Consider the following 11824-nt stretch of genomic DNA (forward strand, 5'->3'; position numbering starts at 1 on the left):
TTTGTGAAGGCGTTGTCTGCGCTAAATTTAGCGATTTTTTACCTACCTGAAAAATTTTGCCATTTTTTAAGCGCAAATGAGATTTCCTGCACGCCAAAGTGCGGGTATTATCTGTGTGTTTTGGCGTGTAGCGCGGTTTTGTTTGCCATAACGCGCATTTTCCTTGGCAAAACAGCCTCGCTATCTCACAGCATAAACGAGCACCAAAAACTAGCCAAAAGCAAGGTTGCGTGGCTAAATTTTGTCTTTGCAAGCGTTTTGGTGCAGGTTTTTTGGCTCTCATACGCGCTATTTTTTGATTTTTTAAATTACAAAAATTTTGCCCTTGGCGAGGGCACGGATTACGCCCTGCCGTTACTTTTATCTGTGCTTTTAATCTGCGTGATTGTATTTAGCTATATCAAAAAACGCCATTTTGAGGCGACAGACATTTCTAGCCTTGCAAAGGGGCTTGATGCCACAGAAATTCACCCCCACACAGCCAAAAATTCCGAAAAAATTCTGCTTAACATAATCGAAGAAATGGCGATTGCCTCGCGTGTGGGCATGCCACGGGTTTTTATCATGAAAAACGAAAATGGCGTAAATGCCATGGCAAGCGGGGAGAATTTTGGCAAAGATAGCGAAAAAATCGCGATTTTTGTCACGGCTGGGGCGATGAGGACATTTAACCGAGACGAAATGCAAGGGGTAATCGCGCATGAGTTTTCGCACGCATTTCACGATGATATCGAGCTAAATATTAGGCTAATTAGCGTCATTGGCGCACTTGGCACGCTTAGCTTCATCGGATATGAGATTTTAAGGGCATTTGGCAGGGGTAGAAGTGGCAGAAACTCCAAAGGAAGCGGGATCGCCATAGTCATACTTGTGGGCGTCATATTTTGGCTACTTGGGCTTTTGGGTAAGGTTTTTGCCGAACTTATCCAAAGCGCGATTTCTAGGCAAAAAGAGTTTTTAGCAGACGCTAGCGCAGCCAAATACACGCGCAATCCTTTGGGGATCAAAAAGGCGCTTGATAAGCTTTTTATGATACAAAAATTCAACAAAGCCTATCACGACGGAATCGGCAAAAAGGATTTTAAAGCCCCAAAAGATGAAAAAAAGCCGAATTTAAACAGATATTTTTCCTCAAAAACGCGCCAAAGGGGCAGTATAAACACAGATGACATGCGAAATTTTCGCGCAAATCCACTAAGAAATTTCGCAAATTTTCATATCAAAAACACAAACGCCAGAGCCTGCGCGCACATGTTTTTCTTGCCCGCATTTTCTGGGCTTTTCGCCACGCACCCTAGCCTGCAATCACGGATAAAAAAGCTAAAAGAAATGGGCGCGTGAGTTTAGGCTAAATTTCGCGTCGAATTTCGCGCTAAATTTCGTGCGTTAAATTTAGGCTAAATTTTAAAATTCGCAAATTTTGGTTAAATTTTAAATTTTGCAAATTTTGGTTAAATTTCACGCCCAAATTTACGCCAAATTTTAGGCGCAGGGCTAATTTTTTTATAATAAATTTAGGCTATAATCTACGATTTTAAAGGAAAATTTTGAACGCGATATCAAATTTAAACCAAGAACAATACTCCGCCGCGACTGCGCCTTTTGGCCACAATCTCGTAATCGCAAGCGCAGGCACAGGCAAGACTAGCACCATTGTAGCGCGCATTGCGCATTTACTGCACCTTGGCGTAAATCCAAGCAAAATTTTGCTTCTAACCTTCACAAACAAGGCAGCTAGCGAAATGATTGCGAGGCTAAATCGCTATTTTGACAAAAAAATCACCGCCAAAATCACCGCAGGCACCTTCCACGCGGTATCTTACGCACTTTTGCGCGAGCTTGGCAAGGGTGTGATTTTAAAGCAACCAAGCGAGCTAAAAACGCTTTTAAAAAGTATCGTAGAAAATCGCAAATTTTACCATATCAGCGACACTAGGCCGTATGGCGGTGCGTATTTATACGACATATACTCGCTCTTTCAAAACAAACAAACAGGCGAGAATTTTGGCTCGTGGTTTGCTAGAAATTTTGAAGATCAGGCTGAATTTAGCGAAATTTACGAGGATATTTTGCGTGAATTTGAAGAGGAAAAAGCCCGCTTTAACTACGCCGATTTTAACGACATACTGCTTAAAATGCGCCACGAACTGCGCAAGGGCGCGCCACTATACTATGATGAAATTTTAGTCGATGAGTATCAAGATACAAACTCGCTTCAAGGCTCACTAATCGACGCATTTAGGACAAAAAGCCTTTTTTGCGTGGGCGATTTCGACCAGAGCATTTATGCCTTTAACGGCGCGAATATCGATATAATCGGCTCTTTCGGCACCCGTTTTAGCGATGCGAAAATTTACACGCTAAACATAAATTACCGCTCATCTAGCCAAATTTTAGCCCTTGCAAACAAGGTCATTTCAAACAATCCGCGCCTGTATGACAAAAAGCTAGTCGTGGGGCGCACGGGCAAATTTAGCGCGCCAAAACTGCATGTTTATGATGAGATTATGTCACAATACGGCCATATCGCACAGCAAATCAAGCAAAGTGGGCGCGCGCCTGAGAGTTTTGCGGTGATTTTTCGCAACAATTCCTCGGCTGACGGGATCGAGGTCGCGCTCAAAGAGCTAGGAATCGGCGCGAAGCGCAAAGGCAGCACGAGTTTTTTCGAAAGTCGCGAAATAAAGGCGTTTATGGATATTTTCGGCGCGCTGATAAACCCAAAGGATATGATGGCATTTCTTGGGATTTTAGAGTATGCCAAAGGCGTGGGAAACGCCACTAGCAAGGAGATTTTCGACGCGCTAATCGCGCTTGGTGGCGGAAATATCAAAGATGGCTTTTTGCGCCCTGATATGAGTGCGAAAATTTACGAGCAAAAAAAGCGAAATTATCAGCTAGGACTTTTTGACGATATGGATTTGCAGGCGAGTTTAGAGCGGTTTAGCACGCTTGGATTTAGCGAAAATTTCGCCAAAAATCCAGTGCTAAAATACAACAAACTAAACGAGAGCGCAGCTGTGATTTTGCACGAACTATACACGCTATTTAGCAAATTTAGCCCAAATTTCGGCGCCGGCGAGCTAGTGAATTTGATAAAATCCTCAAAGCTTTTTGCCATAATCGCAGGTAATATCGCCACTCACAGAGCCACGCTCAAAAACGGCAAAATCGATTCCGATCGCAAAACGAACGAAAATGAGAAAATTTACAACAAAGTAGCGATTTTAGGCGGGATTGCGAGCAAATACAAGGACGCGGGGAGTTTTTATAACTTCATCACACTTGGCGCGAAGGAAATGAGCGAGGGCGAAGGCGTAAATCTGCTAAGCGTGCATGCTAGCAAGGGTTTGGAGTTTGATAGCGTGTTTTTGGTGGATTTGGCGCAAAATCGCTTCCCAAATTTGAAGCTAATGGGCATGGGCGGCAGCCTAGATGAGGAGCGACGACTATTTTATGTCGCGGTGACTAGGGCGCGAAATGAGCTCTATCTAAGCTACGCGAAATTTGATAAAATTCGCAAAATAAACTATCAGCCAAGCTGTTTTTTAGTCGAAGCTGGTATGGCGTAAATGGGGGTTAAAATGAGTTTTCACGCAGAAATTTGGGAAATTTTAAACGCTGGCAGTCCTAACGAAAAAATAGAAAAATTTGCAAAATTTTACGCAAAATTTTGCAAAAACGAAGTAGAATTTGAGCCAAATTTTGAGCCAAATCCACTCGAAAATCCTAGCTATGCAAAATTCGCCCAAATTTCACAGGTCAAAGATATAAAAATCCAAAACAAAAATTTAAAAAAACAAAATGTCGATAAAAACGCCCTATTTCTGCACTCTGTGGCGCATATCGAATACAGCGCAATTGATTTGGCACTCGATGCGTGTTATCGTTTCGCGGGACTGCCACGCGAATTTTACGCTGATTGGCTAGAAGTGGCAGAAGATGAGGTGAGGCACTTTTCGCTCGTAAATGCCGAGCTAGAAAAAACAGGCTTTTCTTACGGCGATTTTAGCGTGCATGACGGACTATTTGAGGCGCTGAAAAAAACTCAGCACTCGCTAATTGAGCGCATGGCAGTGGTGCCTAGGCACTTGGAGGCTGGCGGGCTAGATGCGAACTTTTATCTGCTTTCGCATATTGATGAAATGCCGGATAAAAGGCCATTGCGGCCGCTTTTGGAGATGATTTTGCGCGAGGAAGTTTCGCATGTGAGCAAAGGCGATAAGTGGTTTAGATACGAGTGCGCTAGGCTGGGAGTTAGCTCGGAGTGTTTTTTCGAAATCGTTATGCGCCACTACCCAAAAGCCTTTAAAACCACTCGCGCGATAAACGAAACCGCCCGTTTAAAGGCAGGTTACTCGCCAAAAGAGATAGAAAAAATCAAAGAGCTTCAAGCTCAAAATTTTACCAAATAGCGATAAAATCGCATTTATCAAAACTTAAAGGATTAAAAAATGGCTTCGTTAATGCAAAGAGATGTTTTACTCGAATACGCTTGTGTTGGGCATTTATTCCCCGCAGATAGGGACGAGGAAATGAGAAGTGATAGCAAAAAAATGGGCGAAATTTATCATCAAATTTTAATGAGCGAACATGAAAGCATTGATTTTGAAAAAACGGCTGAAAAAATCGAGCAAATCCGCGAAGAATACGATATGAAGCTAATGGGGCGGGAAGTTTCATTTAATACTCACGGCTTGTTTTTGGAATTTTTTGCAGAAAAATTGCGAGAAATTTACGGGCAAAATTTGCAAAACTTCTTTGACGAATTAGAAGAGAAATTCGCTAAATTCGATATTTTAATCAGACCTACGCAAGATAAAAACTTTGATTATCACAAATTTTACGCAGATGAGAAAGTCGCTCGCACAATGTTTCTTTCAAAATACGATATGAGCGATGATGAGATAAAAAATGTGCTTAGAAATATCGCAAGTCAAATGCCAAATCTTGCAAGGCTCATAAAATCCATAGACGGCGGCACAACCACGAATTCTGCGACTTTGCAAGCCTATAAAGATAAAGAAATTAGCCAAAATTTGCTCTGCGACATAGCCAAAATCAACGAAAACGCCGAATTTTTCGCCCAAAGAGTGAGCCAAAATGTATGGGCTGAGGTGATTTTGGATAAAAATCCACTCGCAAAAGCTGGCAACGAAGCCCCAAAAGCCTATGTTTTAGGCGGTCAGCCAGGAGCTGGTAAGGCAAATATGCTCCGCCTAGCCCTTAACGAGCTAGGCGAAAATGGCGTTGTCATAAACGGCGATGAGTTTCGCAAATACCACCCCTACTACGCCCAAATTTGCGCCCTTGATAGCCAAAAAATGGCAGAGCGAACAGCCGAGTTTTGCGCAAAACTTACAGAAATAATCATAAATAAAGCAATCGTAGAACGCTATAATATCGCTATTGAGGGGACTTTTCGCACAGCTGATACACCAATTTACACGCTTAAAAAATTCAAAACCGCAGGTTACAAAACGGAAGTTTTAATCCAAACTTGCGACGGCGAGCTTAGCTGGAAATCTTGCAACGAACGCTATGAAATTTGGAAAAAACTCTGCCCGCAAGAGGCTCGCTATGTCGTGCAATCTCACCACGATTTGGTCGTATCCAAACTAAATGAAAATCTTAAAATAGTGCAAGATAGCGGATTTGCGGATAATATCAGAGTTTTTACAAGAGAGTAAAATTTGGCAAATTTTGTTTTTTTGCAGATACTGCGTCTGAAATTTTATGCAAAATTCGCTGAGTGCAATCTCTGATACTGTGCCGAAATTTCGCCCAAAATGTCATTGCGATGAGCAAAGCGACGAAGCAATCTAGTAAAATTCCAAAAAATTTTGAAATTTAAAATGCAAATTTTAGCTTAATAATCAAAAATTTGAAATTCTAATTAAATTTTATATTTTAAAATTTTTGGTATTCCCTAGATTACCACGGAGATTTCATCGCCTCGCAATGACGCTTGAAAGCAAAATTTTCCTTTCAAAATAAAAAGCAAAATTTCGGCACAGTATTTTAAAGTTGCATAAGCAGAATTTTAGAATTTTGCAAAATTTAAAAAACAAAATTTGGCAAAATCAAAATTTCGCCGAATTTTGCCTAGCTTTCACTCTCCTGCACGCATACGGCGATAAAATATAGCCCCGTCGTATCCCCTGCAATAATGCCCCGTATCCCAATCGTCCCACTCCCCATACTCGCAGGCTTTTTTGTAGAATTTCATCGACGCAGCGTTAAACTCGTAAAAATCATCATCGCTATCAGTGCTAGCCTTGGCGCGCACCTCGTAAAAATAGCCCAAAAGTGCGCAATAAGAGCTGTTTTTCTCCTCGCATTTTTGCTTTACTCGCGCCAAATTTTCCTCGCTAGCGAAATTTTCAGCCCCAATCATATCATCAAATTTTGCGGCGTCAAGCTTGTTTTGGGCAGATTTTTTCAGCTCTTTTGGAAGCGTTTCTAGCTTCCTTGCAGCTCTTGCGATATCGTGAGCTTTGCGCAAGTCCCTAACATCGCTAAAATCGAGGTTTTGTTTATCGCAATCTTGCAGCGCACCGAATTTGCACAGCCTATCATACACGCTTTGCACCCTTGGTGCGGGGTCCGACCACATCGGATAATCCTCTAATAAAAACAGGCAACTTTTGATGTTTTTCTCATCGCAACTTTTCTCCAAAATTTCGGCATAACGTTTGCGATCACCGCCAAAAAATTCCTCAGAACGGATGATTTCACACTTGCTATCATCGCCATTTAGGCAAAGTTTGGCGACGATTTCATAAGCTTTGCGGTGCTTTTCTTGCTCGGCGCTTTTGTAGTAGTTGATAAGAAAATCGCAACTGCTAGCCCTACCCTCATCGCAGAGCCTAATGTCCTCATCAAGGAAGTTTGCGTGAGCCAATACTGCACCAAAAATCGCACAAAAAAGCAGCTTTTTCATAAATTTTCCTTTTGTAAAATTTAGGGCGAATTATAGTGAAATTTTGAGTAAAATTTGGCAATTCTGACGCTTTTTGGCGTCAGAATTTTAAGGATTAAACTAATCTTTGTTTTTTGAAATACTCTTTTGGTGCTTTGCACAAAGGACACGCGCCTGGGGCCTTTTTGCCACGATGGACATGACCACACACTTCGCAAACCCAAACTTCCTCGTCAAAACTTTCAAAAAATCCCTCTTCAAGCAAGATTTTTTGAAGCTCGTTGTATTCGCGCTCATGCTCGACTTCGACCTTGCCGATAGCGTTAAATAGCCTTGCGACCTCTTTTTTACCCTCTTCTGTCGCGATTTGAGCAAACGCAGGATACATACTCTCATGCTCGTATCTCTCGCCAGCTGCTGCGTCGATTAGGTTTTTATCCATTTTATCTAGCGGAATTCCCGCTGCTGCGTGGTGAGCTTTAAGCTCGGCTCTTGCGTGCCATTTTTCATTTTCAGCCGCTTCGTAAAAGTGGCGCGCGATAGCGTGAAATCCAGCTTCTTTGGCTAAATCGCCGTAAAGATCGTATTTGTTTCTAGCTTGTGATTCGCCAGCAAACGCCTTCATTAAATTTACCTGTGTCAAATCCTCTGTGATACATTTCATCGGCTCTCCACAGCATGTCAAAACTGCGCCCTCGCCTACTTTTTGCACTTCGACTTCGCAGCCGCATTTGTCGCATTTGTATGTTTCGTATTGTCTCATACTCTCTCCTTTATCAAAAATTCAAAATTTATGATAACCAAAAGCTCATTAAACTCTACTTAATAAAAATTATTATTTAGAAGTGAAATTTCAAATACAAATTTACATATAAATTTAATAATTGTTGTGTTTTGCGCCCAAATTTTATGATAAAATCGCCCTTTTTAAATTCTCATCAAAGGAAAGAAATGAAAAAATTATTTCTAACTACACTTCTTAGTGCAAGCGTTGTAAGTTTTGCCTTGGCAGAAAAATTAGTTGTCGCAGCTACTCCTGTGCCACATGCTGAAATTTTAGAGCATATCGCACCAGAGCTAAAAGCCGCTGGATACGAGCTCGAAGTCAAAGTTTTCAACGACTATGTTACTCCAAATTTAGCCACAGATGACGGCAGCGTGGATGCGAACTATTTCCAACACGAGCCATATTTAGTGGAATTTAACGCCAAAAATGGCACAAAACTCAAAACAACAGTTGGCGTGCATTTAGAACCGATGGGAATTTATAGCAAAAAAATCACAGATCTAAAAGATTTAAAAGACGGCGCCAAAGTAGCTGTGCCAAACGACCCTACAAACGAATCTCGCGCTCTTGATGTGCTTGCGGATGCAGGATTAATCGAGGTTAGCAAAGATGTAGAGCTCCGCACAGCCTTAGATGTAACCAAAAATCCTAAAAATATCCAAATTTTAGAGCTTGAAGGTCCAAATTTGCCTCGCACACTTGATGATGTCGATATCGCTGTAATCAACTCAAATTTCGCTTTCAACGCGGATTTAAACCCAGTTAAAGACTCGCTTTTCATCGAAAAAGCAGTCGGCAACCCATACACAAACATCGTCGTCGTCAAAGAAGGCAATGAAAACCTACCAAAAATCAAAGCCCTTGATAGCGCACTTCAAAGCGAAAGTGTGAAAAAATTTATCGAGGAAAAATACAAAGGCGCGATTGTTCCGTCGTTTTAATCCAAATTTAGCCTACGAATTCGTAGGCTAAATTTCGCATTTTTTATCATATTACGCATATATTTACAATCTTTTTTTATAATGCGCGCAAAAATTTTCAAAAAAGGAAAAAAATGAAAAAATTCTTATCAATCAGTTTCGTCGCCGCTATGGCACTTTCGCTAAATGCTGGCGTGTTAGCTAGTGTCAAAGGCACAGATATCACGGTTACAGACGAGGATATCGCACCAGTTTTCGCTCAAAACCCACACGCTACCCCAAGCGATGAGGACAAAAAACAACTAATCGATCAAATGATTAAATTTAAACTTATGATTGCCGAGGCTAAAAAAAGCGGTATCGTAAATAGTGAAGAATACAAAAAACAAGTTGAACTTGCAAAAGATGAAATCGCCTTTGCTTTGTGGCAACAAGAGCAAACAAAAGATGTCAAAGTAACCGACGAAGAGGCCAAAAAAATCTATGACGACAACAAAGACAGCTTCATGCAACCAGAAAGCGTCGTAGCTAGCCACATTTTGCTAAAAGATGAAAAAGAGGCAAAAGACGCTATCGCTAAGCTAGAAAAAGTCAGCAAAGACAAATTAAAAGCCGAATTTAACAAACTTGCCAAAGAAATTTCAACAGATCCAAGCGCCAAAGAAAACGGCGGCGATTTGGGCTCATTTGGCAAAGGTATGATGGTAAGCGAGTTCGAAGAGGCTGCGTGGGCGCTAAATAAAGGCGAGATTAGCAAAACCCCTGTGAAAACTCAATTTGGCTATCATGTCATCTACAAAGAAGACCTAAAAGAAGCTGCTCCTGTGGAATTTGACAAAGTCAAAGAGATGATAAAAGCTCAAATTGCGCCAAGCAAACTAAACAAAAAAATCGACGATATCGCAAACGAGCTATTTAGCAAACAGACAGTAGAATACGCAAAATAAAAATTTTAATTTAATGCGCGGAATTTAATAAAATTTAAGTTTCGCGCAAATTCTAAATTTCAAATTTAAGGAAAAATCGTGCTTACATCAATCGTAAATTTTATCGTAGAATTCGTCGCAGCGTGGGGATATTTCGGCATTTTTGCGATGATGTTTTTAGAAAGCAGTTTTTTCCCATTTCCAAGCGAAGTTGTGATGATTCCAGCAGGATATCTTGCCAGCAAGGGCGAAATGAGCTTTGCCATAGCATTTGCGTGCGGGCTAGCTGGGAGCGTGGCTGGGGCTGTGTTTAACTACTATTTGTGCTATTTTTTCGGGCGCAAATTTATCGATAAATTTGGCAAATTCATCGGCGTAACAAATGAAAAATTTGCCAAATTTGAAGCATTTTTCAACAAACACGGCGAAATTTCTACATTTAATTGCAGACTAATCCCAGGTATCCGCCAATACATCAGCCTGCCAGCAGGTCTTGCAAAGATGAATTTAGCGCGATTTTGCACATTTACAGCCCTTGGTGCTGGGATTTGGGTGCTGATTTTAATGCTACTTGGATATTTTATCGGCGAAAATCAAGAATTAATTAAGGAAAAATTGCATATAATTACCTTTTTTTTATTAGGATTTGTCCTGCTTCTTTCTGTAATTTACATACTTCATATCAAGCGAAAAAATCGCTAAATTTAAAAAAATCTTAAAATAAAACAAATAATTATAAAATTTTGAATTTAAAGTAACATTTTAACGAAAATTTAAGATTATTTTTAGGTATTTGGTATTACAATGACACAAATTCTTTCAGAAAGGACTAGTGATGGAAACTAGAAAAGAACACGATTTTATAGGTGAGCTTGAAATTCCTAACGACAAATACTATGGCGTTCAGACTTTCAGAGCTTTGGACAACTTCAAGATGACAGGTCGCAAACTTGGCGATTATCCATTTTTTGTAAAAGCATTTGCACAAATCAAAAAAGCAGCAGCACTTTCAAACAAAGAATTGGGCGTTTTAAAACCAGAGATTGCTGACGCGCTTGTAGCAGCTTGCGACAAAGTTATCGCAGGCGAATTCGCAGATCAATTCGTAGTAGATATGATCCAAGGTGGCGCAGGAACTAGCACAAATATGAATGTCAATGAGGTTTTGACAAATGTCGCTCTTGAAATTCAAGGTCATGCCAAAGGCGAATATCAATTTATCCACCCAAACGATCACACAAACCTAGGCCAAAGCACAAACGATACATACCCTAGCTCAATCAAAGTCGCAGCTTACGCTAAACTTACAGATTTGCTAGCTGCTATGGAAGAGCTAAAAGGCGAATTAGAGAAAAAAGCTGAGGCTTTCAAAGATATCATCAAAATGGGTAGAACAGAGCTTGAAGACGCTGTCCCAACTACACTTGGCAACACCTTCCACGCTTTTGCAAGCTACATTAAAAGCGATATAGCAAAAATCAAAGCTGCAAGAGAGTCAATGAGCTTTTTAAATATGGGCGCAACTGCGATCGGCACAGGTATCAACTGCCACCCAGATTATAAATTTGTAGTAGAAAAACACCTAAGCCAAATCACTGGCGTTGAGTTCAAACCAGCTGAGGATTTCATCGCAGCTACACAAGATACAGGCGATTTCGTGCATGTATCTGGCGCACTAAAAACAGCTGCTGTAAGAATTAGCAAAATCATCAACGACTTACGCCTAATGAATTCAGGCCCAAGATGCGGTCTAGGCGAAATCAACCTACCACAAATGCAACCAGGTAGTTCAATCATGCCAGGTAAGGTAAATCCTGTAATTTGCGAAGTTGTAGGTGAGGCATGCTACGAAGTCATCGGCAATGATGTATCTATCATGCTATGCTCTGAAAGAGGCGATTTCGAGCTAAACGCTTTCGAACCAGGCATTGCTTATAATCTATTTAACTCAATCGTAATCTTGGAAAACGCAGTTAAAACACTAAGCGACAAAGCTATCAAAAAACTAACTGCAAATCCAGAAGCTTGCTTAAAATCAGTGCTAAACTCAGTCGGTATCGTAACTGCGTTTAACCCAATTTTAGGTTATGAAAAATCAGCAAGTATCGCAAAAGAGGCGTTGCAAACTGGTAAAGCAGTCGGCGATATCTGCTTAGAGCGCGGTTATTTAACAAAAGAAGAAATCGATAAAATTTTAGATCCTAAAAATATGCTAAATCCTGGCATGAAAAAAACAGGTAAATAAATTTTATCGTGGTAGGTCAAATTT

General features: G+C 40.7%; 10 protein-coding genes. 8 read left to right on the top strand and 2 right to left on the bottom strand.

Translation table 11 applies throughout. The features are described from left to right. Positions 1 to 3 precede the first annotated feature (3 nt). From OFO01_RS04340 to OFO01_RS04355, 4 genes are all read left to right on the top strand, one after another. Positions 4 to 1341 (top strand): M48 family metalloprotease, encoded by a 1338-nt coding sequence (locus tag OFO01_RS04340; RefSeq protein WP_270858965.1) that lies wholly within the window; start codon positions 4 to 6, stop codon positions 1339 to 1341. Between the two features lie 215 nt (positions 1342 to 1556). After that, the gene (locus OFO01_RS04345) at positions 1557 to 3572 is read left to right on the top strand and encodes an ATP-dependent helicase (protein WP_270859215.1); all 2016 of its coding nucleotides are present in this window, start codon (positions 1557 to 1559) and stop codon (positions 3570 to 3572) included. Between the two features lie 12 nt (positions 3573 to 3584). Further along, positions 3585 to 4415: a ferritin-like domain-containing protein gene (locus OFO01_RS04350; protein WP_270858966.1), complete on the top strand. Its 831-nt coding sequence runs from the start codon at positions 3585 to 3587 to the stop codon at positions 4413 to 4415. Between the two features lie 39 nt (positions 4416 to 4454). After that, positions 4455 to 5690: a zeta toxin family protein gene (locus OFO01_RS04355; RefSeq protein ID WP_270858967.1), complete on the top strand. Its 1236-nt coding sequence runs from the start codon at positions 4455 to 4457 to the stop codon at positions 5688 to 5690. A gap of 422 nt (positions 5691 to 6112) precedes the next feature. On the opposite strand, the gene OFO01_RS04360 is transcribed toward OFO01_RS04355, so the two are convergent. Both OFO01_RS04360 and OFO01_RS04365 read right to left on the bottom strand, forming a co-directional pair. Further along, positions 6113 to 6943, bottom strand: a complete 831-nt coding sequence (locus OFO01_RS04360) for a hypothetical protein (RefSeq protein ID WP_270858968.1) — start codon at positions 6941 to 6943, stop codon at positions 6113 to 6115. A 94-nt stretch (positions 6944 to 7037) separates the two neighbouring features. Continuing rightward, a complete protein-coding gene (locus OFO01_RS04365) occupies positions 7038 to 7685 on the bottom strand; it encodes a ferritin family protein (protein WP_270858969.1) in 648 nt (215 codons plus the stop codon). A gap of 188 nt (positions 7686 to 7873) precedes the next feature. On the opposite strand from OFO01_RS04365, the gene OFO01_RS04370 reads away from it, so the two are divergent. From OFO01_RS04370 to OFO01_RS04385, 4 genes are all read left to right on the top strand, one after another. Next, the gene (locus tag OFO01_RS04370; RefSeq protein ID WP_270858970.1) at positions 7874 to 8650 is read left to right on the top strand and encodes a MetQ/NlpA family ABC transporter substrate-binding protein; all 777 of its coding nucleotides are present in this window, start codon (positions 7874 to 7876) and stop codon (positions 8648 to 8650) included. A 113-nt stretch (positions 8651 to 8763) separates the two neighbouring features. Continuing rightward, positions 8764 to 9576 carry a peptidylprolyl isomerase gene (locus OFO01_RS04375; RefSeq protein ID WP_270858971.1) on the top strand — a complete coding sequence of 271 codons (813 nt, stop codon included), beginning with the start codon at positions 8764 to 8766 and terminating at the stop codon, positions 9574 to 9576. Between the two features lie 78 nt (positions 9577 to 9654). Next, positions 9655 to 10257, top strand: a complete 603-nt coding sequence (locus tag OFO01_RS04380; RefSeq protein ID WP_270858972.1) for a DedA family protein — start codon at positions 9655 to 9657, stop codon at positions 10255 to 10257. A 133-nt stretch (positions 10258 to 10390) separates the two neighbouring features. After that, a complete protein-coding gene (locus tag OFO01_RS04385; protein WP_270858973.1) occupies positions 10391 to 11800 on the top strand; it encodes an aspartate ammonia-lyase in 1410 nt (469 codons plus the stop codon). Positions 11801 to 11824: the final 24 nt, after the last annotated feature.

It is taken from the genome of Campylobacter sp. JMF_01 NE2 (assembly GCF_027737365.1).
GTDB lineage: Bacteria > Campylobacterota > Campylobacteria > Campylobacterales > Campylobacteraceae > Campylobacter_B.

Coding starts and splice junctions, on each gene's coding strand:
- OFO01_RS04350 (WP_270858966.1), top strand. CDS start 3,585: ATGAGTTTTCACGCAGAAATTTGGGAAATTTTAAACGCTGGCAGTCCT.
- OFO01_RS04355 (WP_270858967.1), top strand. CDS start 4,455: ATGGCTTCGTTAATGCAAAGAGATGTTTTACTCGAATACGCTTGTGTT.
- OFO01_RS04360 (WP_270858968.1), bottom strand. CDS start 6,943: ATGAAAAAGCTGCTTTTTTGTGCGATTTTTGGTGCAGTATTGGCTCAC.
- OFO01_RS04365 (WP_270858969.1), bottom strand. CDS start 7,685: ATGAGACAATACGAAACATACAAATGCGACAAATGCGGCTGCGAAGTC.
- OFO01_RS04370 (WP_270858970.1), top strand. CDS start 7,874: ATGAAAAAATTATTTCTAACTACACTTCTTAGTGCAAGCGTTGTAAGT.
- OFO01_RS04375 (WP_270858971.1), top strand. CDS start 8,764: ATGAAAAAATTCTTATCAATCAGTTTCGTCGCCGCTATGGCACTTTCG.
- OFO01_RS04385 (WP_270858973.1), top strand. CDS start 10,391: ATGGAAACTAGAAAAGAACACGATTTTATAGGTGAGCTTGAAATTCCT.